General features: G+C 72.4%; 23 protein-coding genes. 8 read left to right on the forward strand and 15 right to left on the reverse strand.

Translation table 11 applies throughout. The features are described 5' to 3' along the window. Positions 1–69: 69 nt before the first annotated feature. The 6 genes from ABZ117_RS07960 to ABZ117_RS07985 form a co-directional block, all read right to left on the reverse strand. Positions 70–1122, reverse strand: a complete 1053-nt coding sequence (locus ABZ117_RS07960) for a BMP family ABC transporter substrate-binding protein (protein WP_356818485.1) — start codon at positions 1120–1122, stop codon at positions 70–72. A gap of 290 nt (positions 1123–1412) precedes the next feature. Continuing rightward, the gene (locus tag ABZ117_RS07965) at positions 1413–2648 is read right to left on the reverse strand and encodes an amidohydrolase (protein WP_356818487.1); all 1236 of its coding nucleotides are present in this window, start codon (positions 2646–2648) and stop codon (positions 1413–1415) included. Positions 2649–2994: 346 nt separating this feature from the next. Continuing rightward, complete coding sequence (locus ABZ117_RS07970) at positions 2995–4173, reverse strand: hypothetical protein (RefSeq protein ID WP_356818489.1); 1179 nt, start codon at positions 4171–4173, stop codon at positions 2995–2997. Between the two features lie 46 nt (positions 4174–4219). Further along, positions 4220–5158 (reverse strand): N-acetylneuraminate synthase family protein, encoded by a 939-nt coding sequence (locus ABZ117_RS07975; protein WP_356818491.1) that lies wholly within the window; start codon positions 5156–5158, stop codon positions 4220–4222. A gap of 11 nt (positions 5159–5169) precedes the next feature. Continuing rightward, a complete protein-coding gene (locus ABZ117_RS07980) occupies positions 5170–6414 on the reverse strand; it encodes an N-acylneuraminate cytidylyltransferase (protein WP_356818493.1) in 1245 nt (414 codons plus the stop codon). A gap of 23 nt (positions 6415–6437) precedes the next feature. Beyond that, positions 6438–7775 carry a DUF6716 putative glycosyltransferase gene (locus ABZ117_RS07985; protein WP_356818495.1) on the reverse strand — a complete coding sequence of 446 codons (1338 nt, stop codon included), beginning with the start codon at positions 7773–7775 and terminating at the stop codon, positions 6438–6440. Positions 7776–7973: 198 nt separating this feature from the next. On the opposite strand from ABZ117_RS07985, the gene ABZ117_RS07990 reads away from it, so the two are divergent. From ABZ117_RS07990 to ABZ117_RS08000, 3 genes are all read left to right on the forward strand, one after another. Next, on the forward strand, positions 7974–8951 hold the full coding sequence (locus ABZ117_RS07990) for a glycosyltransferase family 2 protein (protein WP_356818497.1): 978 nt from the start codon (positions 7974–7976) through the stop codon (positions 8949–8951). Beyond that, a complete protein-coding gene (locus ABZ117_RS07995) occupies positions 8948–10282 on the forward strand; it encodes an alpha-2,8-polysialyltransferase family protein (protein WP_356818499.1) in 1335 nt (444 codons plus the stop codon). The genes ABZ117_RS07990 and ABZ117_RS07995 overlap by 4 nt, the downstream gene beginning before the upstream one ends. Positions 10283–10466: 184 nt before the next feature. Then, on the forward strand, positions 10467–11657 hold the full coding sequence (locus ABZ117_RS08000; protein WP_356818500.1) for an acyltransferase: 1191 nt from the start codon (positions 10467–10469) through the stop codon (positions 11655–11657). A 42-nt stretch (positions 11658–11699) separates the two neighbouring features. Here ABZ117_RS08000 and leuE read toward each other — a convergent pair whose 3' ends face one another. The 9 genes from leuE to ABZ117_RS08045 all read right to left on the reverse strand — a co-directional run bounded on the left by leuE (position 11700) and on the right by ABZ117_RS08045 (position 21172). Continuing rightward, on the reverse strand, positions 11700–12350 hold the full coding sequence (gene leuE / locus ABZ117_RS08005; protein ID WP_356818502.1) for a leucine efflux protein LeuE: 651 nt from the start codon (positions 12348–12350) through the stop codon (positions 11700–11702). A 70-nt stretch (positions 12351–12420) separates the two neighbouring features. Beyond that, positions 12421–14001, reverse strand: a complete 1581-nt coding sequence (locus ABZ117_RS08010) for a methylmalonyl-CoA mutase family protein (RefSeq protein WP_356818504.1) — start codon at positions 13999–14001, stop codon at positions 12421–12423. A gap of 302 nt (positions 14002–14303) precedes the next feature. Next, a complete protein-coding gene (locus tag ABZ117_RS08015; RefSeq protein WP_356818506.1) occupies positions 14304–15518 on the reverse strand; it encodes a hypothetical protein in 1215 nt (404 codons plus the stop codon). Then, a complete protein-coding gene (locus tag ABZ117_RS08020) occupies positions 15518–16180 on the reverse strand; it encodes an RNA polymerase sigma factor (protein ID WP_356818508.1) in 663 nt (220 codons plus the stop codon). Before ABZ117_RS08020 ends, ABZ117_RS08015 begins: the two co-directional genes overlap by 1 nt. A 298-nt stretch (positions 16181–16478) precedes the next feature. Next, entirely contained in the window at positions 16479–17312 is an 834-nt protein-coding gene (locus ABZ117_RS08025; protein WP_356818510.1) for a hypothetical protein, read from the reverse strand. A 117-nt stretch (positions 17313–17429) separates the two neighbouring features. Continuing rightward, positions 17430–18071, reverse strand: a complete 642-nt coding sequence (locus tag ABZ117_RS08030; RefSeq protein ID WP_356818512.1) for an RNA polymerase sigma factor — start codon at positions 18069–18071, stop codon at positions 17430–17432. 136 nt (positions 18072–18207) lie between these two features. Then, positions 18208–18633 (reverse strand): hypothetical protein, encoded by a 426-nt coding sequence (locus ABZ117_RS08035; protein ID WP_356818513.1) that lies wholly within the window; start codon positions 18631–18633, stop codon positions 18208–18210. A gap of 131 nt (positions 18634–18764) precedes the next feature. Beyond that, positions 18765–19400: a hypothetical protein gene (locus ABZ117_RS08040; protein ID WP_356818515.1), complete on the reverse strand. Its 636-nt coding sequence runs from the start codon at positions 19398–19400 to the stop codon at positions 18765–18767. A gap of 155 nt (positions 19401–19555) precedes the next feature. Continuing rightward, positions 19556–21172, reverse strand: a complete 1617-nt coding sequence (locus ABZ117_RS08045; protein ID WP_356818824.1) for a family 20 glycosylhydrolase — start codon at positions 21170–21172, stop codon at positions 19556–19558. A 208-nt stretch (positions 21173–21380) separates the two neighbouring features. Between ABZ117_RS08045 and ABZ117_RS08050 the strand changes: the two genes are divergently transcribed. The 5 genes from ABZ117_RS08050 to ABZ117_RS08070 all read left to right on the forward strand — a co-directional run bounded on the left by ABZ117_RS08050 (position 21381) and on the right by ABZ117_RS08070 (position 25555). Then, positions 21381–21929, forward strand: coding sequence for a 2-oxo-4-hydroxy-4-carboxy-5-ureidoimidazoline decarboxylase (locus ABZ117_RS08050; protein WP_356818517.1), 549 nt, complete (start codon positions 21381–21383; stop codon positions 21927–21929). Between the two features lie 189 nt (positions 21930–22118). Beyond that, entirely contained in the window at positions 22119–22499 is a 381-nt protein-coding gene (sdhC, locus tag ABZ117_RS08055) for a succinate dehydrogenase, cytochrome b556 subunit (protein WP_356818519.1), read from the forward strand. Between the two features lie 8 nt (positions 22500–22507). Beyond that, positions 22508–23002, forward strand: a complete 495-nt coding sequence (locus ABZ117_RS08060) for a succinate dehydrogenase hydrophobic membrane anchor subunit (protein ID WP_121787255.1) — start codon at positions 22508–22510, stop codon at positions 23000–23002. Between the two features lie 19 nt (positions 23003–23021). Next, positions 23022–24776, forward strand: coding sequence for a succinate dehydrogenase flavoprotein subunit (gene sdhA, locus ABZ117_RS08065; RefSeq protein ID WP_356818520.1), 1755 nt, complete (start codon positions 23022–23024; stop codon positions 24774–24776). Further along, positions 24776–25555 (forward strand): succinate dehydrogenase iron-sulfur subunit, encoded by a 780-nt coding sequence (locus tag ABZ117_RS08070; RefSeq protein ID WP_356818522.1) that lies wholly within the window; start codon positions 24776–24778, stop codon positions 25553–25555. The genes sdhA and ABZ117_RS08070 overlap by 1 nt, the downstream gene beginning before the upstream one ends. Positions 25556–25563: the final 8 nt, after the last annotated feature.

Consider the following 25563-nt stretch of genomic DNA (forward strand, 5'->3'; position numbering starts at 1 on the left):
TGTTATGGCTCGGCCGGGGGCTCCGACAGGCGCCCCCGCGCCGAGCCTGGGTCCGTGGGACCCGTCAGGTCACGGGGTGGTCTTGACCTTGATCGAGCCGTCGACGATCTTCTTCTTCGCGGCGTCCAGCTTGGCCTGGATGTCGCTGATGAAGCCACCGCTGGTGGCCAGCTTCACGCCGTCCTTGGCGAGCGAGTAGCTGTTGGTGCCGGCCAGCGGCTTGCCGTCGTGCACGGACTTGATGAAGTCGTAGACGCCGACGTCGACGTTCTTGACCATGGAGGTCAGGATCGCGTTCTTGTACTTGGCCAGACCCGGGATGTTGTACTGGTCCGAGTCCACGCCGATGGCCCAGGCGCCCTTCTTGCCGCTGACGGCCTCGATCGCGCCGTTGCCGGAGGAGCCGGCCGCCGTGTAGATGACGTCGGCGCCGTTGTCCAGCATGCCCTGCGCGGCCTCCTTGCCCTTGTCGGGGCTGGCGAAGCCGGAGGTGTCCGAGCCGTGGGACAGGTACTGGGTGTCGACCTTGATCTTGGAGTTCGTGTCCTTGACGCCCTGGACGTAGCCCGCCTCGAACTTCTTGATCAGCGGGACGTCGACACCGCCGACGAAGCCGACGTGCTTCGACTTGGTCTTCAGCGCGGCGGCGACACCGGCCAGGTAGGAGCCCTGCTCCTCGGTGAAGTTGATGCTGTCGACGTTCTTGGCGTCCACGACCGAGTCGACGATGCCGAAGCTGGTCTTCGGGTACTTCGCCGCGACCTTGGTCATCGAGGCGGCGTACGCGTAGCCGACACCCACGACGGGGTTGTAGCCGGCGTCCGCCAGGTCCGACAGGCGCTGCTCGCGGTCGGCCTCGGTGTCGGAGGTCTTGGCGGTCAGCTCCTTGATGTCACCGCCGAACTCCTTCTTGGCCTGGTCGGCACCGCGCGCGGCGGAGTCGTTGAAGGAGCGGTCACCACGGCCGCCGACGTCGAACGCGAGGCCGATCTTGACGCCCTTGCCGTTCCCGGAGGACGACGGGCTTCCGTTGTCGGAGGAGGTGCTGCCACAGGCAGTGGCAGTCATTGCGAGTGCTGCGGACGCGATACACGCAGCGGAAAGCTTGGCTACCCGGCGCACGGGAAGGCTCCTTCACCTGACCTGAGCGCCATGTCGGCGCTTGATGTGAGCACCGTGTCGGTGCTCGAGCCGGGACGCCACTTCGGCGTCGGCTTCGCGGCATCGTAACGCGCGTAGATGTCAGAAAAACACCTCTCGCGAAGCCGTTATCGATTCGAGGCAAACAGTGCCTGAACTCGCGCTCCCGGCCTTGTCGCGCCGCTGTAGCGCGCTGTGCACGAATGGCTTGTATCCGTGTTGCGCCGGGCCGGAGACGGCCCCCGAGGGGGCCGCTCCGCCCGGTCCCGGGCTCAGCCGCGGGCCACGCCGGTGTCCAGGAAGGCCGCCGCGGTGAACATCTCCACGCCCACCTTGATCGCGTACTCGTCGGCGTCGAAATCGCCCTGGTGCAGGTCACGCACCGTGCGCTCGCCGGGCCGGCGCACGCCGAGGCGGGCCATCGCGCCGGGCACCTGCTCCAGGTACCAGGAGAAGTCCTCGCCGCCGAGGCTCTGCTCGGTGCTCTCCACGGACTTCATGCCGCGCCGGGCGACCATGGCGCGGCGCAGCACCTCGGTGGACTCCCGGTCGTTGACGACGGGCGGCACTCCGCGCACGTAGTTGATCTCGGACTTGGCCCGGTGCAGCGTGGCGACCTCGTCGATGGCCGCGTGCACGATGTCGGGGGCGTGCCGCCATGCCTCCAGGTCCAGGCAGCGCACGGTCCCGGACAGCTCGGCGTGCTGCGGGATCACGTTCGGGGCGTGCCCCGACTCGATCCGGCCCCAGGTGAGGGCGAGACCGGCGCGGGTGTCGACCCGGCGGGCGATCAGCGCGGGCACGTCGACGGCGACGCGGGCGGCGGCGGTGACCAGGTCGGTGGTCAGGTGGGGGCGGGCGGTGTGGCCGCCGGACCCGTCGAGGGCGATCTCCAGCCGGTCGCAGGCGCTGGTGATGGCGCCGTGCCGCAGACCGATCCGCCCGGCGTCCACCCGGGGGTCGCAGTGCACGGCGAGGATCCGGCTCACGCCGGTCAGCGCGCCGTCCTCGATGGCGCTCAGGGCACCGCCGGGCAGGACCTCCTCGGCGGGCTGGAAGATCAGTCGTACCGGCCGGGGCAGCAGGTCCTTGGCGTGCAGGTCGGCGAGGACGAGGCCGGCGCCGAGGACGACGGTCGTGTGGACGTCGTGCCCGCAGGCGTGCGCCCGGTCGGGCACGGTCGACCGGTACGGGCAGTCCGCCTTGGTGTCCGGGATGGGCAGCGCGTCGATGTCGGCGCGCAGCGCGAGCAGCGGTACGGCCGGCTGCTCACCCTCCGCGAGCCCGATGTCACAGAGGAGTCCGGTCCCGGTGGCGAGGACGCGCGGCTTGAGGCCGGCCCGCTCGAGCCGCTCCTTGATCGCGGCGGTGGTGCGGAACTCCTGGTTGCCCAGCTCCGGGTGCATGTGCAAGTCGCGCCGGAACGCGACGAGTTCGGCGTGCAGGGACTCGCTCAGCACGCCGGGGAGCACATCGCCCGGGAGGCCGGCCTCGGACTCTGAGGACATCAATTGCTTCACCCTCTGAAGGGTAGGACGCCCGGCCGGTCAACTACCCCTCGTTCAACAAAACTTCAGCCCGTCAGGGGAATAAAATCTGGCCGTCGGACGCATGGCGGCGGACTCTGTTGGGTAAAACCTCTGTTTCCTCCCTCCACGCATACCACGCATCACCGGTGTCACGCGCGCCATGTCCACGAACCGGACCCCGCCCCGTCCAGGCGGCCCCCACCCGGACGGCCCACCCCGTTCCCGCCCGGTGTCCGGGCCGTACTCGACGATCTTCCAGTCCCGCTTCGGCGGTATCCAGGTGTCCTCGTCCTTGCGGGGGCACTCTTCGGCCCCCGTGTCGGTGCTAGGCCGGGCTGATCGCCGTCAGGCGGTGGATGTCCCGGGCCGTGCCGGTGACGCCGGAGAGGAAGCCCTGCGCCCGGGGCGAGGCGGTGTCCGTGAGCCAGGTGGGGTCGATGTCGCAGACCGCCACGCGGACGCCGGTGCCGGCCAGGGCCAGCGGGAGGGTGTGGACGACCGTCGAGGGGAAGCTGAGGACCGTACGGCCGATCGGGCCGCGGCGGGCGATCAGCTCCAGCGGGAGGTCCGGGCGGACGATCTCCAGGCCGGTCTCGACGGCCAGCCGGTGCAGTTTCTCGGCGCTCTCGCGGCGGTGCGCGAAGTAACGGGTGGCCCCGTGCGCCTTGGCCAGGTCTCGGACGGCCGTCAGATAGCGGTCGCCGTCCACGACGCCGGTCTCCACCAGGGAGGTGCCGACCAGGTCCGCGCCCTTGGTGATGCGGGGCGGGCCGAAGCGGGCGCGGGTCCAGGTGAAGTCGTTGGCGGTGACGGTGACGCCGTCCGGGATCTCCGTCACCGGCATGGAGGAGAACACCTCGACCCGGCGGCGCGCGCTGGGGGTGAGGCGGCGGCGGGCCGAGGAGGACACCGGCGCGAACAGCAGGTCGCGGGCGCCGGGGCGGCCGCCCTTGCGGTGCCAGCGGACCAGGCGTTCCCCGCGGGCCAGCTGGGCGACGAACTCCATCGTCGCCGTGCCGTCGTCCACGACCACGAGGTCGCGGGCGCGGGTGATGGTCAGCAGGAGCTGTACGTACCGGGAGAAGGGGTCGCCCATCACGATCCGCTCGGCCCGGCGCAGGGAGCCGGCCAGGCCGCCGATGGTGTGGAAGGGCGCCGTCGTACCGCCCCGCGCCTCCTCCCAGCGCACCCGGTACCCCTCGTCCCGGGCCAGGTCGGCCATGCGGCGCAGCTGGCCCCGGGTCATGGGGTCGGTCGGGGACAGGACGACGAGGGTGAGCTGCGCGCCGGCCGGCGGCGCCGGTTCGCCGGCCGGTCCGGCCCGCCCGGCCCGGGCGGGCACGGTCGGCCGGGCCTGGGCTGGCACGACCGGCCGGGCCTGCTCGGCGGTGCCGCGCAGGCCGTGGGCGTGCGCCCACTCCAGTACGTTCAGCAGCTGTACCGGGCTCTCCACGAAGGCGAGCGTGTGGGCGGGGTGGCCGGGGTGACCGGCGCGGGGGCTCATCGGGGTACGACCGTCCCGTCGTAGGGCAGTAAGGCGGTCAAGGTGCTCAGACCGAGACCGGCTCGCCCGCCGCCGCGGCGATCTCCGCCTCGGCGACGGCGCCGGCGACGCGGCGCAGCTTCTTCATCGGGCCCAGCTCGGAGTCGTAGACCTTCTTGACGCCGTCGCCGAGGGAGGCCTCGATGGTGCGGATGTCGCGGACCAGCCGGGTCAGGCCCTGGGGTTCGACGGAGGCGGCCTGGTCGGAGCCCCACATGGCGCGGTCGAGGGTGATGTGGCGCTCGACGAAGACGGCGCCGAGGGCGACGGCGGCCAGCGTGGTCTGGAGGCCGGTCTCGTGGCCGGAGTAGCCGATCGGGACGTTCGGGTACTCCTTCTCCAGCGTGTTGATCACGCGGAGGTTCAGCTCCTCGGCCTTGGCCGGGTAGGTGGAGGTGGCGTGGCAGAGGAGGATGTTGTCCGAGCCCAGGACCTCCACCGCGTGGCGGATCTGCTTCGGGGTGGACATGCCGGTGGAGAGGATGACGGTGCGGCCGGTCGCGCGCAGGGCGCGCAGCAGCTCGTCGTCGGTCAGGGAGGCACTGGCCACCTTGTGGGCGGGGACGTCGAACTTCTCAAGGAAGGCGACGGCCTCGGTGTCCCACGGGGAGGCGAACCAGTCGATGCCCTTCTCCTTGCAGTACTCGTCGATCCGGCGGTACTCGTCCTCGCCGAACTCCACCCGGTGGCGGTAGTCGATGTAGGTCATCCGGCCCCAGGGGGTGTCGCGCTCGATGTCCCACTGGTCGCGCGGGGTGCAGATCTCCGGGGTGCGCTTCTGGAACTTCACGGCGTCGCAGCCGGCCTCGGCGGCCACGTCGATCAGCTTGAGGGCGTTCTCCAGCTCACCGTTGTGGTTGATGCCGATCTCACCGGTGATGTAGACGGGGCGGCCGGGGCCGGCCTCGCGCGGACCGAACGTGCGGATACGGGAGTTGCTGCTCATCAGGGGTGTCCTTACTTGGGGAGGGAATCGAGAGAGGGGCCGAGGATCCAGCTGGCGATCTCCCGGATCGCGCCGTCACCGCCGGGGACGGTGGTGACCGCGCGTGCGGCGCCGCGTACGACGTCGTGGGCGCTCGCGACCGCCACGGGCCAGCCGACGAGGGCGAAGCACGGGAGGTCGTTGACGTCGTTGCCGACGTAGAGCACGCGCTCCGGCGCGATGCCCTGCTCCTCGCACCACTGCTTCAGCGCGAGGTCCTTGCGGTCGATGCCGTGCAGCACGGGGACGCGCAGCTTGCGTGCGCGGGCGGCGACGACCGGGTTCTGTTCCGTGGACAGGATCAGCAGCTTCAGGCCGCTCCTGCGGAGGGCCGCGACGCCGAGCCCGTCGCCGCGGTGCACGGCGACGAACTCCCGTCCGTCGGAGTCGATCAGCACCCGGTCGTCGGTCTGGGTGCCGTCGAAGTCGAGCACGACCGCGTCGATGTCGTCGGCGGTGGGCAGCGCGCCGGGCCGGTCCGCGTCGAAGAGCGGGGCGAGGGCGCGGGCGCGGGCCAGGTCGTGCGGGTCGTCGATCTCCAGCACCCGGGCCGGGTCGGTGCGGACCAGCTCGGTACGGCCGAAGAAGCGGTGCTGGTGCGTGCGGAAGCCGGCCGCGTCCATCGCGTAGGCGGCGCCGGTCTCCAGCAGGTCCTGGGGGCGGTCCTGGCGGCGGGGGCGGAAGGACTTGTCATGGTTGACGCCGTGGCCGCCCGTGCCACCGGCGGCGTCCGCGGTGTCCTGGCCGTCCCGCCACACGAAGCCGTGGAAGGCGGCCACGGTGACGGCGGTGTCGGCGCCGGCCTCGGCGACGGCGGCGGCCACCCCGTCGACGTCCTCGCGGACCAGGAACGGGCTGGTGCACTGCACGAGCAGCACCACGTCGACGGCGGCGCCGTGCAGCGCCTCGTGCGTGTCCATGGCGTGCAGGACGGCGGCCTCCGAGGTGGCCGTGTCACCGGCGATGACGGCCGGCCGCAGCACGACCTCGGCGCCCGCCTCGCGGGCGGCGGCGGCGATGGCCTGGTCGTCGGTGGACACGACCACGTCGGTCACCAGCCGGGCCGCCCGGCACTCGCGCACCGCGCGCGCCACCAGCGGGACACCGCCGACGGGGGCCAGGTTCTTCGCGGGCACGCCCTTGGAGCCGCCGCGCGCGGGGATCACCGCGAGCACCCGGCGGACCGGGGCGCCCGGGCCCGCTTCCGAGTGGGACATGGGGTCTACTCCTTGGGAAGAGGTCACAGCTCGCCCATGCGCCGGATCACCGGGGCGACCCGCTGGACGCCGTGCCGGTAGGCGCCGCGCGCGGCGCGGCGCACGATCTGGCGGACGGGTCCGGGCGCCCTGTCGGCGGTGGGCGCGCCGGGCAGCGGGGCGCCGTCGGGGCCGAGGTGGTGGCGGGCGAGGATGCCGGGCAGGTAGCCGGGCGCGGTCTCGGGGGTGTAGTAGGGGTTCAGGGGCGGCAGGTGCCCGGACCGCTCCAGCAGTTCGGCGATGCGCGCGCGGGCCGCGTCGAACGCGGTGGCGTACGACCCCGCGCCGCAGGAGGTGCCGCCGGCGGCGACGCCCTGCCGGGCCACCCACTCCTCGTCCGGCACCGGCTGGTGGCCGGCGTCGAGCTGGTTCCAGGAGGCGAGGCAGCCGGAGCCGGTGAAGTGGTGGTTGCCGAGCGTCTCGCGCACCCCGAGGTCGGTGAGGATCGCCGTGGGGATCCGGCGGTGCAGGGCCTCCAGGGCGGCCGTGGAACTGACCGTGACCAGCAGGTCGGTGCGGTCCAGCACGTCGCCCATGTGGCCGTACACCAGGCGGAGATTGGCTGGCAGGTCGATGCCCTGGACCAGCTTCTGGTACGGCAGCTCCTCGATGTGGGTGGTGTGTTCGCCGGGCTTGGAGCGCAGCTTCAGCAGCACCTCCCGTTCGGGGTGCTTGCGGGCGTGCTCGATGAGCCGGCCGAGCAGGTAGGTACGGTCCCGGCGGTTGTCCGGGACGGACGGCTGAGCGGCGAACACGACGGTGCGGGGCTCGTGTCCGCCGGTGTAGGGGTCACCGCCGAGGAAGGGCAGCGCCACCTCCGTGACGGCCGCGGCGTCGGCACCCACACCCTCGTACACGGCCCGGAACCGGTCCGCGTCGTGGCGGGAGTTGGCGAGGACGAGGTCCGCGCCGTGCCGCAGCAGCAGTCCGTCGGTCAGCTTCTCGTAGACGACGCCGACGTAACCGGTGACGACGACGGGCCGCCTCCCGGCCCCCCAGGCGTTCCTGAGTCCGTGCAGCACGGCCTGCACGCCGCCGCCGACCAGGGCGAGGACGAGGACGTCGTACCGCTCGTCGGGGTCCTCGGTCATCGCCCGCAGGAACTCGACGGCGGTGACCTCACGGAGGGAGTCCGCCCGGACGCCGATCTCGTTCAGCTGGCGGGCGGTGGGGGTGGCGCGCCCTCGCAGGAGGTAGCCGTCGAGCCGGACCTCGGCAGCCGGTGGAGTGAGCCGGCGCGCGGTGAGCGCGCCCCACTTCCACCGGGTGTCGGAGTCCGCGAGGACGGCGACCCGGAGAGACTTCGTTGCACTTGCTGGCACACCGAGGACGCTAGAAAGCCATTCCGCCGTTCCGCCCAACCCGGGCACAACAAACGGTTAACAGCACATCGCCGAATGGGGAATCGGGCCGTGATCCGGTGTCGAAAAAGCCTGGTTCACAGCTTCGCCATGTGTCGTTCACCGGGTATCAAGCAGACGGTCAAGACGAATGACGGGCCGCGCCCTAACGTCCCTGACGTGGTCAAGCTCTCCGTCATCGTGCCGTTCTACAACGTGCAGCAATACGCGCCCGACACGCTCAGGAGCCTGCGGGCGAACGCGCGTGAGGACTTCGAATTCATTCTCGTCGACGACTGTTCCCGCGACGGGACACCAGAGATCCTCGCGCACGCCGAGCGCGAGCTGCCGGGCGCGGTCCTGGTCCGGCACGAGCGGAACGGAGGGCTGGCGACCGCGCGCAACACCGGTATCGACCGGGCGCGCGGCGAGTACCTGACTTTTCTGGACGGCGACGACTGGCTCGCCGCCGGTTACCTCCCGCGGCTGGTCACGGCCATCGAGGAACTGGGCTGCGACTTCCTGCGCACCGACCATGTGCAGTGCACCGCCCGGTCGCGCAGCGTGCACCGGGTGCCGGTGGGCCGCCGGAACACGGTGCTGGACCCGCGGGAGGCGATCCTGCCCGCCGACCGCTCCACCTCCGTGGACTACGCCTACGCCTGGGCGGGCGTCTACCACCGGCGGCTCCTGGACAAGGGGCTGCTGCACTTCACCGACGGGTTGCGCACGGCCGAGGACCGGCCGTGGATCTGGAAGCTGCACCGGGAGGCGGAGTCCTTCGCCGCGGTGAGCATGCTCGGCGTGTTCTACCGGCGCGGGGTGGCCTCGTCGCTCACCCAGATCGGTGATGTCCGGCAGCTCGACTTCATCCGCGCGTTCGACCAGGTAGTCGCGGAGACCGCAGCCGACCGGGAGGCCGGCGCGCTGCTGCCGAAGGCCGTCCGCACCTACTGCGCGATCATCTCCCATCACCTGGGATCCATCGAAAGGTTCGAGCCGGCGGTGGCCAAGCAACTGAAGTCCCTGAGCGCCGCCGCCCTGCGGCGCATGCCGCAGGACGTGCTGGACGAGGCACTGGACTCCATGGACCTCCAGCGCGCCACCCGGCTGCGCCGGCTGCGCCGCCGTCCCGCCCCCGTGGGAGCCGCCGCGTGACCACCCAGATCTTCCAGGCGTCGACGCTGTACGGCACGGCCACGCTCGCCGCCGCCCTGGACTCCGGCTGCTTCCGCCCGGCCGACCGGCGCATCCTCCTGGTCTGCAACAACGCGGCCACACCCGAGACCTCGCCCGCCCTGGACGAGATGCCGGGCTTCGAGCGGCTGCGCGACAGGTTCGACGAGGTGGTGTCGTACAACGCGGCGATCTTCCCGTTCCACCCGGGCGGCTGGACTCCCCGCGGCGACGACCTGCCGCTGTGGGAGCGGTATCTGCGCCACGAGTGGCGGCTCGGCACCGACGACGTCGAGCTGGCGGTCGAGTCGATCCAGGTCAGTCCGTCGCTGGCGCTCGCCCAGATCTTCACCGGCGCCCCGGTCACCGTCTACGCCGACGGCCTGATGAGCTACGGCCCCACCCGCAACAAGATCGACCCGCTGGTCGGCACCCGCGTGGACCGCGTCCTGCACCTGGACCTGGTGCCGGGCCTGGAGCCGCTGCTGCTCACCGAGTTCGGCGTACCCGGCGAGATCGTGCCGTCGCCGGCCTTCACCAAGGTCCTCGCCACCCTGGCCTCCTCCGGTGCGGAGCTGCCGGAGACCGAGGAGCCCGCGCTGCTGCTCGGCCAGTACCTGTCCGCGCTGGACATCCTCACGCCCGAGCAGGAGGAGGACCTGCACGTGCGGATGCTGAGGGGGGTGGCCGGGCTGGGGCACACGCGGGTGGTGTTCAAGCCGCACCCGTCCGCTCCGGCCCGCTTCGTCCGCTCCCTGGAGACGGAGGCGGAGCGGCTGGAGGTCGAGCTGACCGTCCTGGACACGCCGGTCCTCGCGGAGGTGCTGTACCAGCGGATGCGTCCCGCGCTGGTCGTCGGCTGCTTCTCCACCGCCCTGCTCACGGCCTCCGCGCTGTACGGCCTGCCGGTCGCCCGGGTGGGCACCGAACTGCTGCTGGAGCGGCTGACACCGTACGAGAACAGCAACCGCGTCCCGGTCACCGTCGTCGACGCGCTGCTGCCCGAGCTGACCGACCGGGCGGCCGTCGCCGGGCAGCGCCCGGGCATGGACGTGGAGACGCTCGGCGCGCTGGTGCGTGCGGTGGGCTTCGCCATGCAGCCGAAGATTCTGCCGGGGCTGCGCGCGGAGACCGAGAGCTGGCTCGGGCGGAACCTGAACGAGCGGATACTGCGCTACTTCAAGCGCAAACGGCTGACGGCGCTGGCGCTGCCCGGCGGGGTGCCCGCCCAGCTGGCGTTCATCCCGCGCAATGCGACGGTCCGCCGGGTGGCGCGCAAGGCGCGCAGTCTGCGCCGGTCCGTACGACGCTGAATTCTCCCTGCCCGGCACGGCCGGGCAGGGAGAGAAGACAAGAAGTAGAAACGAAGAACGGGTTAACGGACAGGGGTGACCGGGCGAACAATGCCCGGCAGACGGAAATACCGCTCGACGCGCCACGGAAATTCACATGAATATCCGAGCCGGGCAACGTTTGTTCGGGAAAATGTCGAGCATCATGCCTCCTTCGCCCACCACGCTCACCGACGCCCCGCCGGTGCCCGGGACGGCCGCCGCCGCGTCCGTCCCCGGCCGCCGCCAGGACCGGGGCCGCCTGCTCGCCCTGGACGGCCTGCGGCTCGTGGCCGCCCTGATGGTCTGCCTCTACCACTACGCCGGACGCGGCGGCGCGGTCTCGGCGTCCTGGCACCAGAGCCCGGCCCACGTCTTCCCGACCCTGTCCCAGGCGGCGGCCTACGGCTGTCTGGGTGTGCAGTTCTTCTTCGTCATCAGCGGTTTCGTCATCTGCATGAGCAGCTGGGGCCGCACCCTCGGCGACTTCTTCCGCTCCCGCGTCTCCCGCCTGTACCCCGCCTACTGGGTCGCCCTGGTACTGGTCACCGCGGCGGCCGTCGCCCTGCCCGTCGTCGTCCATCCCGTGCGGACGGACGAGTTCCTCGTCAACCTGACGATGCTGCAACAACCGATGGGCGTCACCCGCGTCCTCGGCGTGTGCTGGACGCTCTGGGCCGAGGTCCGGTTCTACGCGCTGTTCGCCCTGTTCGTCGTCGCACGCGGTGTCACCTACCGCCGGGTCGTGGTGTTCTGCTGCGTCTGGACGCTGGCGGCGGCGGTCAGCCGCACCTCCGGCAACGCGCTCACGGACCAGCTGCTCATCCCGGAGTACGCCCCCTTCTTCATCGGCGGCCTGGCCCTGTACCTGATCCACCGCTTCGGCAGCGACCTGCTGCTGTGGGGCATCGTCGCGGTGTCCTGGCTGCTCGGGCAGAGCACCGCCACGAGCGCCCTGTGGCACGCCGGCGCGCACGGCGACTTCCACCGGGACCCGCACGTCATCCTGGGAATCGTCACCGTCGCCTTCGGGGCGGTGGCCGCCGTGGCACTGGGCTGGACGCGGTGGGCCTCCTGGCCCTGGCTGGTCACGGCGGGCGCGCTGACGTACCCCTTCTACCTGGTGCACGAGCACCTGGGCTGGTTCGTCATCCGGGTGCTGCACCGGGGGCTCGGCCTGCCGCCGTGGCCGGCGCTCGCCCTGACCGTGCTGGGCATGCTGCTGCTGGCGTGGCTGATCCACCGGTGGGTGGAGAAACCTTTCGGTCCACGGCTGAGGAGGGCGCTGAAGAAGGCCGGCGCACCGGCGTTCCCCCGGGAACCCAGCGCCCCGGCGGACAGCAGGCCCCGCGGCTGACGCGGCGCCGGGCGCCCAGGCCCCGCGGCTCCGGTGCGGTGATCACGCCCCGGCCAGGGACAGCTTCACGGCGAATCCGAGGAACAGGGCGCCCGCCGCCGAGGTGGCCGTCGCCGACAGCCGTCTGCGGCGCCGGAAGGCGGCGGCGAGGCGGGTGCCGCCCATGATCAGCGCGCTGAGGTAGAGGAAGCTGGCCAGCTGGGCGAAGGCGCCGAGGACGACGAACGACAGGGCGGGATGCGCGTAGCCGGGGTCCACGAACTGCACGAAGAAGGCGACGAAGAAGAGGATCGCCTTGGGGTTGAACAGACTGACGACGAGGGCGCGCCGGAAGGGCCGCTCGTCCGCGGGCTTCGCGGGCGCGGCGTCCGCCACGGTGGGCTCCCGCCGGGTCCGCCACATCTGCCACGCGGCCCGCAGCATCCCGACCGCCAGCCAGGTCAGATATCCGGCACCGGCGTACTTCACGATCCCGAACAGCAGGGCGTTCGCCCGGAGCAGCGAGGCGACGCCGGCGGCGGACAGCGTCATCAGCACGGTGTCGCCGCACCACACCCCGGCGGCGGCCGTGTAACCCGCCCGCACCCCGCGGCGGGCGGCGACGGAGAGGACGTAGAGGGAGTTGGGACCGGGCAGCAGAACGATGAGGACGAGGCCCGCCAGGTAGGTGGGAAGGTCGACGACTCCGAACATGGCAGGAGTGTCGCACGGGGGTACGACACTCGGTCCGGGTGCGGGTGCCGCGCTCGGGGAACCGTCCGGCTCAGAAGGTGTCGGGGGGTGTGTGGGTGCCCCAGACCTGCCGGAGTGCCCCGCACACCTCACCGACCGTCGCCCGCCCCCGCAGCGCCTCCTTCATCGGGTACAGCACGTTGTCCTCCCCCTCGGCCGCCTTCCTCAGCGCGTCCAGCGCCGAGTCCACCGCCCCCTGGTCCCGCCCGGCCCGCAGTACGGCGAGCCGCTCGGCCTGCCGTGCCTCGATCGCCGGGTCGACCCGCAGGGGCTCGTACGGCTCCTCCTCGTCCAGCCGGAAGCGGTTGACGCCGACGACCACCCGCTCGCCGGAGTCGGTCTCCCGGGCGATGCGGTACGCGTTGCGTTCGATCTCGGCCTTCTGGAAACCCCGTTCGATCGCCGCTTCCGCGCCGCCCAGGTCCTCGACCTTCCGCATCAGGTCCAGGGCGGCCGCCTCGACGTCGTCCGTCATCCGCTCGACCGCGTAGGACCCGGCGAAGGGGTCGACCGTCGCCGGTACGTCCGTCTCGTAAGCGAGCACCTGCTGCGTCCGCAGTGCCAGCCGGGCGCTCCTGTCCGTGGGCAGGGCGAGCGCCTCGTCGTGGGAGTTGGTGTGGAGGGACTGGGTGCCGCCGAGGACCGCGGCCAGGGCCTGGACGGTGACGCGGGCCAGGTTCACCTCCGGCTGCTGGGCCGTCAGCTGGACCCCGGCCGTCTGGGTGTGGAAGCGCAGCATCAGTGACCTGGGGTTCCGCGCGCCGAAGTCCTCCCTCATCACCCGGGCCCAGATCCGCCGCGCCGCGCGGAACTTGGCGACCTCCTCCAGCAGGGTCGTGCGGGCCACGAAGAAGAAGGACAGGCGGGGCGCGAAGTCGTCGACGTCCATGCCCGCCGCCACCGCCGTACGGACGTACGCGATGCCGTCGGCGAGGGTGAACGCGATCTCCTGGACGGGGCTCGCGCCCGCCTCGGCCATGTGGTAGCCGGAGATCGAGATCATGTTCCACTTCGGGATCTCGGCGGTGCAGTACCGGAAGATGTCCGCCGTCAGCCGCAGCGAGGGCCGGGGCGGGAAGATGTACGTGCCCCGCGCGATGTACTCCTTCAGCACGTCGTTCTGCACGGTGCCGGTCAACCGGTCCGCCGGGACTCCCTGTTCCTCGGCCGCCAGCTGGTACAGGAGCAGGAGCAGCGCGGCGGGCGCGTTGATCGTCATGGAGGTCGAGACCCGGTCCAGCGGGATGCCGTCGAACAGCATCCGCATGTCCTCCACCGAGTCGATCGCGACGCCGACCCTGCCGACCTCACCGTGCGCGAGGGGCGCGTCGGAGTCGTGGCCCATCTGGGTGGGCAGGTCGAAGGCGACGGAGAGGCCGGTGGTGCCGTGGTCGATCAGCCGGCGGTAGCGGGCGTTGGACTCCGCGGCCGTGCCGAAGCCCGCGTACTGGCGCATGGTCCAGGGGCGGCCGGTGTACATCGTCGGGTACACCCCGCGGGTGAAGGGGTACGCGCCCGGGTCACCCAGTTTCTCGCCCGGGTCCCAGCCGGTCAGCTCGGCCGGCCCGTAGACCGGCTCGATGGGCAGGCCCGACTCAGAATCACGCGCCATGGATGCCTCCGCAGTACGACCGCTACTCCTCACCATGCACCGTGGTCCGGCGCCGGTCACGCGGGGCGCGTCGCGGGGTGGAGGGAGGGGAGGAGGCTGCGGGGCGCGGGCGGGACCGGGGGAACGTGTCCCGCCCGCGCCAGGTGCACGAGCCGTGGGTACGGGGGGAACCCCGGCTCAGTGCGACGGCCGATGACCAGTCGGCTCACTCAGTACTGCGTAAGCCGCTCCAAAAACGTCACACCTCGCGCCGAAAAATTTTCGGCGCCTGCGAAATCGCAGGTCAGGTGGGGTTGCGTCGGTCAGAGCGCGGTGTATGTCGGAGTCGGCGACGGGGCCGCGGGGGCGTTGCCCGGCTCGCCGGGGTGCGCCGGGGCGTGACCGGAGGGGACGGGGACGGCGCCGCGGTGCCGGCCGCCCTTGCCGCCGCTCGCACCGCCGGCACCCTTGCCGCCGCTCGCACCGCCGGCGCCTTTGCCGTGCCCCTTGCCGCCGCCGTGGTCCTTGCCACCGCCGCCGCCCTTGCCGTGGCCCTGGTCCCCGTCTTTGTCCTTGTCCCCGCCTTTGTCCCCGCCTTTGTCCCCGCCGCTGCCGTTGCCGTTGCCGTTTCCGTTGCCCTGGCCCTGGCCGCCGGTCGTGGTCCCGCCGCCCGTGCCGCCGGAGGCGGAGCCGGCACCGCCCAGCACGACCTTGCAGTACTTGGTCACCCGGGCGGAGCCGCCCGCCAGGTTCACCAGCACGCGCTTGCGGCCGGCGTCCAGTTCCCGGCCGTCCCGCAGGGCCCGGCAGGCCGCGGCGGCGCCGTCCCAGCCGGTACCGGACGTCGCTGAGGGCGCTGCGGAGCCCGGGGCGGCGCTCGGGCCGGTACCGCCGGCCGGACCGGACGACCCGCCGGAGGCGTCGGCGCGGCGGTCTCCCGGACTGCCGCCCGGTGTACCCGTGCCCGGACTCGTGCCCGGGCCCGTCGCGTAGTCCGGGGTGGTCTGCGGGGCCGCCGGGGCGAGCGACTCCTCGGAGGTCTCGTCGGCGGAGACGGACGCGGCGGGACCGGGCTTCCCGTCACCGAACGGCGTGGGCAGCACTCCGCTCCCGGCGGCCACGGCCACTCCGCCGAGCGTGCCCGCGGCCACGGCCGCGGCGACCGCCAGGCGCACCGGGCGGGCCCAGCGGGGGCGCCGGGACGGAATTCCGGTACGGCTCCCCGGGCCGATGCGGACCAGGCCCGCGTCGGCGCAGGGCACGGACGCGCGGGCGCCGCCCGACGTAGGCGCGGCGGCGGTCCGGTCGGCGGCGGCGGCTTCGCGCGCCTTGCGGAACGCGGCCAGGGCGGCTTGTTCACCGGGCAGCTCACCGATGCCGGGGGCCGCCTCGGCGGACAGCCCGGACAGCGCGCCGAGTGCCTGGGAGAGACGTTCTGCCTGGTCACGGGCGCAGGCGTCGACGGCTTCCGGGGACTCACCGCGCAGTAGGCGTTCCGCCGTCGCACGGTTCAGCCACCTGTACTGCTCGTCGGCCATCACATGTCCTTCTGCGTCCGCGCACGCGTATGCGTCACAGTTGCGGACGTCACCGCGCCACGGTGTGGTTCTCGCTGGGGCGGAAGTGCGTCGAGCCCGCCCGCCGATTCCGGATCCGCGCCGATCAGCTCCGCGAGGCGCTTCAGACCGCGGTGCGCCGCGGTGCGGACGGCACCAGCGCGCTTGCCGAGCGTCTCCGCGGCGGTCTTGGCGTCCAGGCCCACGACCACGCGCAGGACGACCGCCTCGGCCTGGTCCTGCGGGAGGCGGGCGATCAGGGAGAGGGTGCTGTCGGTGGACAGGGCCTCGATGGCCTCACCGGCCGTGTCGGACTCGGCGGCCCGGCCGGTCAGCTCCGTCTCGTCACCGCCGATGGCGGGGCGGCGGCCCCGCATGCGTATGTGGTCCAGCGCACGGTTGCGGGCGATCCGGGCGGCCCAGCCGCGGAACCGGTCGGCGTCACCCTCGAACCGGTCCAGGTCGCGGGCGATCTGGAGCCAGGCCTCGGAGGCCACGTCCTCGGCATCCGGATCACCGACCAGCGTGCGTACGTATCCCAGCAGCCGGGGCTGCACCGCGCGGTACACCGCGCGGAACGCGGTCTCGTCCCCGGTCTGCGCCGCACGCACCGCGGCGGTCAGCTCCGCGTCGTCCCCCAGCACCGCACTCCCTTTACGCCTGGCTTCGGTCGGCGCGAATGGCACGTTACGGCGTGAAACCGTCTCTCGTCCATGTCTGTGAAAGATGCAACTAACTCGTGACCGGGCCCGGGTGTGCGCAGGGTGAGGTCCGGCCGGGGCGGACTGTGCCCGAGGTGTGGCGGGGTGTGACAGAAACCGTGTGCACGGCGCTGAAGAAAGTACGGGCCGTGCGCGGCCCGTCCGCGCGACGGCCGGGGCCTCTCCTGTGGGGGGTGGCGGCCCCGGCCGTTGCCTTCGGCCTTCGCGGGGCCGGCCGTGCCTACCGCCTGCCGCCCGCCGAGCCGGCCGGCTTCCCCCGGCCGCCGTTCCCGCCCTCGTCCCGGCTCCGGTTCTGTCTCTGGCCCGCATCCTGGCCCTGGCCCTGGTTCCGGTCCTTGCCGGTGGCGCCCGTACCGCCCGCCTTCCCGGGCGTCCCCTCCTGCGCGCGTGCCGTCCGGGCGGCGCAGTAGGCCGCGACCTTCCCCGGGCCGCCCGCGGCCGTGACCAGCCGCTGCCAGGCCGTCGCCGCCAGGGCGCCGCCGCGCTTCCCGGCCTGTGCGTAGACACGGCAGTGGGCCAGGGTGTCCCGGGCGGTGGCCGGGTGCCCGGGTGGCGTGGCGGGGTCGCCGGATCCGGTGTCCGCCCGCCCGGCTGCCGACCCGTCGGCCGACACGCCCGACGCGGCCGGGGTGCGCGGGGCGGCCGGTGACGGGTGCGCGGGGCGCGGGGCGTCCCGGCCGGCGTGCGTGCCGGACGCGCCGGAGCCGATCGCCGCGACGGCGACCCCGCCCAGCGTCAGGCTCGCCAGCGCCAGCGAGAGCGTGGTCCGCAGCGAGCGGCGGGTACGGTGCGGCCGGCCCGGCCGCCAGTCGTCCCGCGCCCGGGTCCGCGCGCCGTGCGCGCCCGCCGCACGGGCGGCCCGGAAGGCGGCGACGGCGCTGCGCTCGGCCTCGGGGTCGACGGCGTCCGGGCGCAGCGCGGCGGCGAACCAGGTCTCGAACCCGGGGTCCGGCCGGGGCGCGTCGGTCCGCTCGGGCGCGGAGACGGTGGCGCCGGCGCGAGGGTGCGCGGACCCGCGGCCGGGCAGCCACTCGCCGCTGTGCCGTTCACCCATGCCCGTTCCCGTTCCTGTTCCCGTCGCCGTTCCCGCGCTCGTCCGGCCCGCCCGCAGACCCGCACAGCGGCCCGCACACGCCGTACGCCTGTTCATACGTCCCGCGTGCCGAGGCGTTCATCCCGACTCCCCCAGCGCCGGGGCATCGCCATCCGTCACACCGCCGCCCGTGTCGTCCGCCGGGTGGGCCGGGCCGAGCCGGCGGGCCAGGCGGCGCAGGCCCCGGTAGGCGGCCGTGCGGACCGCGCCGGGCCGCTTGCCCAGGACGCGGGCGGCGGCCGGTCCGTCGAGGCCGACGACCACCCGCAGCAGCACCGCCTCGGCCTGGTCCCGGGGCAGCGCCCGGACCAGGTCCAGCGCGCGTGCGGTGGACAGCGACTCCAGGGCCTGGTCGTGGGTGCTGTGCGGGCCGGGCAGCTCCGGGGCGTCCGCTCCGAGCTGCGCCGCCCGGGGCCGTACCCGCTGCCGGCGCAGATGGTCCAGGGCCCGGTGCCGGGCGATCGTCGCGGTCCAGCCGCGGAAGCCGGCGCCGTCGCCGCGGAACCGGCCGAGGTCCCGGGCGATCTCCAGCCAGGCGTCGGACGCGACATCCTCCGCGTCCTCGCCGACCAGGCCGCGCAGATAGCCCAGCAGGCCGGGCTGCACGATCCGGTAGGCCACCGCGAAAGCGCTCTCGTCACCGTCCTGGGCCCGCGCCACGGCCGCGCCCAGCTCCCCGTCCCGCGGCTGCGGGCGGCGGGGTTCCCCTCCCTGGCCCAAGACCGTCCTCGTTCGTGCCGAGTTCCTGGCCACTGCGTGGCGCCTGCCTCACGGTCCGACACGTCCGGCCGTGTCACCGCCCTCCACGATCATCAGCGTCGGTCCGGACGGAAGTGTCACAGCGGGGCGGGGCCGGTCAGCCGCGGGCGGTCGCGTCGCGGCACAGCAGCCGGAGCGAGCCGTGGCCGTCGAAGCAGCGGCGGGCCTCGTCGACGGGGTCCCACAGCCGGCCGTCGGGAGTGCGCAGCCAGTGGTCGCCGCCGCTCGCCCACCACTCGGCGCCGGTCTGGCGGACGATCACCTCACCGGCGTAGGCGCCGAGGCCGCGCAGCACGCTCTCGACGGCCGCGTACGGCGGCTCCTCCCGGCGTATCTCCTCGATCATCCGGTCGACGCGCCACAGGCTCTGCGCCGAGTAGTCGAGCCGGACACGGGCGCCCTCGCGCATCGTGGCCACCGCGTCCGCCGCCCACCGCACGGGCTTCGCCGCGGCCTGCGGCCTGGTCTCCTGTCGCGTCGTCGCGTACGGGTCCGTCGCCCGCTTCGTCACCTGGCCTGTCACGTGGTCTGTCGTATGGGCTGTCACATAGGGAAGAGCGAGCCGGGCGGGATTTCCGTCACCCGGTCCGGCGGTGTCCCGCCGACGGTCACGGAACCGCCCCAGGTCCACCGCGGTACGGGCACGAAACCCTCTCAGGACCCCGGTCCGGTGGCGCCCCGCGCCCGGCGGGAGACCACCGCGCGCAGCACGCGCCGGCCCTCGACGGACACCTCCAGCGCCCCGCGCAGCCCGTTCACGCCGTGCCCGGCGAGGAGTTCCAGCACCGCCGTCTGGCGGCGCAGCTCGGCGGCCACGAGCGGGGACAGGTCCGCCGTGTCCCCCGCAGGCGCGGCGCCCGGGTCCGTGGCGGCGTCCGCGGCGGGGTCGAGCAGCCGGTGGATGCGCAGCGAGGCGGCCGAGCAGGCGTCGGCCCAGGGGCGTACGGCGTCGGCGGTCCACTCGGCGGGGGCTGCGTCCAGCATGCGGCGGGCAAGCCGCGCGGCCTCGTCCCCGGCGGCCCGGGGGGACCCGGACCCGGCGTCCCCGGCGGACCCGGACGCGGCGGACCGGGCGGACCGGGCGGACCCGACGTCCACGGCGGAGCCGAGCGCCGCGCGGGCCTTCTCCAGGCTCCCGCCCCAGTCGGAGCCGTCGGCGAGGCTCGCCCAGAGCGGGCGCAGCAGTTCGTCGTCGCCGCCGAGCAGCGGCAGACACCGATCCATACAAGCCAATCCGCTGGCGGCCAGTCCGCGTGCGTCGGCCTGAGCGATCAGTTCCACCAGGCTCATGAATGTCTCCCTCGCCAGGGCGCCGACCGGTACGGAGCCCGCACTTCCCCTTACTGCGTGCGACGGCGCGGGAGTGTCACATCAGTAGATTTTCAGCCAAAGGCGAGCCGTGCCGGGCGGCGGCGCCGGCGGGGGCCGGCGATGGCCCCCAGCCCTCAGCCCAGCCGGTCGGCCAGCTTCCGGAAGTCGGTCCAGGACAGCGCGGGCGTGCCCGGGTCCCACAGCTTCTGCACGGTGGCCCGCAGCGGCATCCGGATCCCCGCGGCGACCTGGGCCTCCGTCTGCGCGCCGGCGATGTCGCACCACACCGCGAACGAGCCGCCGAGGATCTGCGCGTCGTAGCGGGCCGGTACGGCGGTCGTGCCGCGCAGCACCCGCGGGTTCCACTGCTCGTAGATCCGCTGTCCCGTCGGGTAGACGAAGGTCTGCGGCTGGCCGAGGACGTAGTAGAGGAACTCGTCGTTGTAGTTGAGGACCTTCCGCCCCGCGTCCAGGTACTCCGCCGGCTGCCGGGCGCCGATCTCCTTGCCGGTCCAGTAGGCGACCTGGAGGCCCTGCTCGGGCTGGACGGAGGTGTTCCGGAAGAAGCCGTCGTTCCAGGCGCGGACGGTCTTGCCGTGGGCGCGGACGGTGGCGTAGCGGTCGTTCAGCCAGTCGGTGGCGAGGTCGGCGACGGTGCCGCCGGAGCCGTGGGCCTGCCGGGCGGCGGCGGCCAGCTGCGGGTACGAGGTCTGCGGGTCCTTCACCGTGAGCGCCTGGTACTCGTCACCGCCCAGATGCCACCGGCCGCCGGGGAACAGCACCGCGTACTCGTTCAGCAGGTCGTCGACGATCCGCGCGGAGGCGTCCTTGGAGATGTCGACGGCGCCCTTGGTGGGGACCCCGCTCGCGTTGCGCAGCTGGAGGTCCGGGTGGGCGGCGATGACCGCCCCGAGGTGCCCCGGCGAGTCGATCTCCGGCACGACGGTGATGTGCCGGGCGGCCGCGAGGTCCACGATCCGTCTGACCTGCGCCTTGGTCAGGTGGTCCGGGGAGACGATCTCCGGGTGGGTGCGGGACTCGATCCGGAAGGCCTGGTCGTCGGAGAAGTGCAGTCCCAGCTCGTTGAACTTCAGGTCCCCCAGCTCGCGTATCCGGTCCTCGATCCAGGTCTCGGAGAACGGTTTGCGCGCGATGTCGAGCATGAACCCGCGGTCCGGCTTGGCCGGCCGGTCCCGGACGACGCCCTCCGGCGCCGTACCGCCGCCGTGGACCTCCTGCTTCAGGGTGCGGGTGCCGTAGAAGACCCCGGCCTCGCCGGGCCCGCTGATGTCGACCCGCCCGCCGCGGACGGTGAGGGCGTAGGACTCCTGGTTCCCGCCCCCGCCGCCGAGCGTGAGCCGGACGTCCCCGGCCCGTACGTCGCCCGCGTTCTTCCGGCCCGCGTAGGCCAGCCCCAGTTCCCCGGCTATGAGCCGGCCCTCGTCGGCCAGCGCGGGATCGCTCACCACGACCCGCTCCCCGTGCCGCGGCTGCCAGCCGGGGCCGCGCGCCGGGGTGTGGGAGCGCACCGCGGGTATCGTGCGCGGCGCCTGTGACAGCGGGTAGGACCGGCTGGGCGTCGGACTCGCCGACGGGGTGGCCGTGCCGCCGGGGCCGGTGGGGTCCGCGCCGGACACCCGCCCGGCCGTCGGCCGTGGCGCGCTCCCGTCCGGTTTCCCGCCGCCGCCGTCGGAGGCCCACACGCCGACACCCGTGCCGAGCGCGACCGTCCCGACGAACGCGGCGGCCACCACCGCGCGTCTCGGTACCACCTGCCGCGCCGATCCCCGGCGCCTGTGCTGGGTCACCCTGCCACCGTACGGCTCTCTCCGGCGCACCGGTCATCGAGGTGTTCGGAAACTCTTCCGTTCGAGTGAAATTCACGCATCGCAGGGACACACCGTCACCGATCTCGATAACCTGACCACAACTTTCACAAACTCCCCTGCCACACCACCTGTGACGCGAGGACCCACGCTGCCCGCCCACCGCCTGCCGTATCTCCCCAGGCCCCTCGACGCCTTCAACGCGGCCGCCGCCGACGAGGTCCACGCCCTCCTCCTGCGCTGCCTGCGCAGCCCGCGCTGGTCGCGCCGGCTCGCGGACCACCGCCCGTACCCCGACCTGGACGCCCTGCTGGCGGCGGCGGACGAGGCGGCGTACGACCTGTCGCCGGGCGATCTGGCGGAGGCGCTGGCGGGCGAGTCCCTCCCCGAGCTGCCCGAGGACACGTACTCGGCGGCCCACATGGCGCTGAGCGCGGCACAGGCGGCCTACGAGGCTCGATTCGGACACGGGTTCGTGATCTATCTCGGTGACGCACCCCCGGACGAGGCGCTCGACCGCATCCTCGAAGCGATCCGGTCACGATTGACCAACGATCCGGAGGAGGAGCGGGTCATCGCGGCGGAGGAGCTGCGACGCCTCGCCCGGGGGCGTCTGGGCCAGTTCCTCGGGACCGCTGCAAGCTGTGCGGCCAGCGCAAACGCCCCCTTATCCGGCAAATGACCACATCACTCGCGCCGGTGGCGCCCCGCTAGCCCAACCGCGTGCCGGTTCGATCACACAACCGGGCCCCCCGTCAGCCACGGCGCGACGCCTCGCTACGATGCTGGGGGCCGGTGGACCGTACCCGGCCGGGCCCGACCGACAGTGAAGCCGGCGCGGCCCTAATCCCCGCTCCCGGAGGGTTCTTCCGTGCCGGCTGGAACGCTGTACCGCGGCCGGGAAGGAATGTGGTCCTGGGTGGCTCACCGAGTCACCGGCGTCCTCATTTTCTTCTTCCTGTTCGTTCATGTGCTGGACACCGCTCTCGTGCGTGTCTCCCCCGAGGACTACGACAAGGTCGTAGCCACGTACAAGACGCCGGTCGTCGCGCTGCTGGAGTACGGCCTCGTCGCCGCCATCCTCTTCCACGCGCTCAACGGCCTGCGTGTCATCGCCGTCGACTTCTGGTCGAAGGGCACGCGCTACCAGAAGCAGATGTTCTGGGCCGTGATGGTCGTCTGGTTGGTCCTGATGGCCGGGGCGCTGTACCCGGTCCTCGGCCACGCCGCCCGTGTCCTCTTTGGGAGCTGACGCCGCCGATGTCGAACAACTCAGTCACGACTGAAACCGCCGCGTCCGGAGTCGGCCCGGTCGAGGGTGCCCCCGTCTACACCGTCGACAACCCGGCCCCGCTGATCGAGGCGCCGCGCAAGCGGACCAAGAAGTCCCCGAAGTCGACCCGGGGCAACTTCGAGCTGGCGGCGTGGGTCTTCATGCGCCTGTCCGGCATCGTGCTGGTCGTCCTCGTCCTCGGCCACCTGCTGATCCAGCTCGTGCTGGACGGCGGTGTCTCCAAGATCGGCTTCGCCTTCGTGGCCGGCCGCTGGGCGTCCCCGTTCTGGCAGGTCTGGGATCTGCTGATGCTGTGGCTGGCGATGCTGCACGGCGCCAACGGTCTGCGCACGGTCATCAACGACTACGCCGAGCGGCCGAACAGCCGCCTGTGGCTCAAGGGCCTGCTCTACACCGCCACGGTGTTCACCATCCTGCTGGGCACGCTGGTGATCTTCACCTTCGACCCGAACATCCGCTAGGCACGGGGCTGCGAGAGATATGAAGATCCACAAGTACGACACCGTCATCGTCGGCGCCGGCGGCGCGGGCATGCGCGCCGCCATCGAGGCGACGAAGCGCAGCCGCACCGCGGTCCTGACCAAGCTCTACCCCACCCGCTCCCACACGGGCGCCGCGCAGGGCGGCATGGCCGCCGCGCTGGCCAACGTGGAGGAGGACAACTGGGAGTGGCACACCTTCGACACGGTCAAGGGCGGTGACTACCTGGTCGACCAGGACGCCGCCGAGATCCTGGCGAAGGAGGCCATCGACGCCGTCCTCGACCTGGAGAAGATGGGCCTGCCGTTCAACCGGACCCCGGACGGCACCATCGACCAGCGCCGCTTTGGCGGTCACAGCCGCAACCACGGCGAGGCCCCGGTCCGCCGGTCCTGCTACGCCGCGGACCGCACCGGCCACATGATCCTCCAGACGCTGTACCAGAACTGCGTCAAGGAGGGCGTGGAGTTCTTCAACGAGTTCTACGTCCTCGACCAGCTGATGACCGAGGTCGACGGCGTGAAGCGGTCGGCCGGTGTGGTGGCGTACGAGCTGGCCACCGGGGAGATCCACATCTTCCAGGCCAAGGCCGTCATCTACGCCTCCGGCGGCACCGGCAAGTTCTTCAAGGTGACGTCGAACGCCCACACGCTGACCGGTGACGGTCAGGCGGCGGTCTACCGGCGCGGGCTCCCGCTGGAGGACATGGAGTTCTTCCAGTTCCACCCGACCGGCATCTGGCGCATGGGCATCCTGCTGACGGAGGGCGCCCGCGGTGAGGGCGGCATCCTGCGCAACAAGGACGGCGAGCGCTTCATGGAGAAGTACGCGCCGGTCATGAAGGACCTCGCCTCCCGTGACGTCGTCTCGCGCTCCATCTACACGGAGATCCGCGAGGGCCGCGGCTGCGGTCCCGAGGGCGACCACGTCTACCTGGACCTCACCCACCTGCCGCCGGAGCAGCTGGACGCCAAGCTCCCGGACATCACGGAGTTCGCGCGGACGTACCTCGGCATCGAGCCCTACACGGACCCGATCCCGATCCAGCCGACCGCGCACTACGCGATGGGCGGCATCCCGACGAACGTCGAGGGTGAGGTCCTGGCGGACAACACCACCGTCGTCCCGGGTCTGTACGCGGCCGGCGAGGTCGCCTGCGTCTCCGTGCACGGCGCCAACCGCCTGGGCACCAACTCGCTGCTGGACATCAACGTCTTCGGCCGCCGCGCGGGCATCGCCGCCGCCGAGTACTCCGCGAAGGCCGACTACGCCGAGCTTCCGGAGGCCCCGGAGTCCTTCGTCGTCGAGCAGATCGAGCGGCTGCGCAACTCCACGGGCAGCGAGCGGGTGGCCACGCTGCGCCGCGAGCTCCAGGAGACCATGGACGCCAACGTCATGGTCTTCCGCACCGAGCAGACGATCAAGACGGCCGTCGAGAAGATCGCCGAGCTGCGGGAGCGCTACCGCAACGTGGCGATCCAGGACAAGGGCAAGCGGTTCAACACCGACCTCCTCGAGGCGATCGAGCTGGGCAACCTGCTCGACCTGGCCGAGGTCATGGCGGTGTCGGCCCTGGCCCGCAAGGAGTCCCGCGGCGGTCACTACCGCGAGGACTACCCGAACCGCGACGACGTCAACTTCATGCGCCACACCATGGCGTACCGCGAGGTCGGCGCCGACGGCTCGGAAACCGTCCGTCTCGACTACAAGCCGGTCGTCCAGACCCGCTACCAGCCGATGGAGCGTAAGTACTGATGGCTACCCCTGTTCTGGACAAGGCGGACGCGGCCGGTCGGCCCGAGCCCGGCTTCGCCGACTCCCCCTACATCACGGTCACCGTCCGCGTCCGCCGGTACAACCCGGAGGTCTCGGCCGAGGCGGCCTGGGAAGACTTCCAGCTGGAGATCGACCCGAAGGAACGTGTCCTCGACGCCCTCCACAAGATCAAGTGGGACATCGACGGCAGTCTCACGTTCCGCCGCTCGTGCGCGCACGGCATCTGCGGCTCGGACGCGATGCGGATCAACGGCAAGAACCGCCTCGCCTGCAAGACGCTGATCAAGGACATCAACCCCGAGAAGCCGATCACGGTGGAGCCCATCAAGGGCCTCACGGTCCTGAAGGACCTGGTCGTCGACATGGAGCCGTTCTTCCAGGCGTACCGGGACGTGATGCCGTTCCTGATCACGAACGACACCAACGAGCCGACCCGGGAGCGGTTGCAGTCCGCCGAGGACCGCGAGCGCTTCGACGACACCACCAAGTGCATCCTGTGCGCCGCGTGCACGTCGTCCTGCCCGGTGTTCTGGAACGACGGCCAGTACTTCGGTCCGGCCGCGATCGTGAACGCCCACCGCTTCATCTTCGACAGCCGTGACGAGGCGGGCGAGCAGCGCCTGGAGATCCTCAACGACCGCGACGGCGTGTGGCGCTGCCGCACGACCTTCAACTGCACGGACGCCTGCCCGCGCGGTATCGAGGTCACCAAGGCGATCCAGGAGGTCAAGCGCGCGCTGATCACGCGTCGCTACTGATCCGCCGT

The sequence above is a fragment of the Streptomyces sp. NPDC006309 genome (assembly GCF_040613095.1).
Classification (GTDB): Bacteria; Actinomycetota; Actinomycetes; order Streptomycetales; family Streptomycetaceae; genus Streptomyces.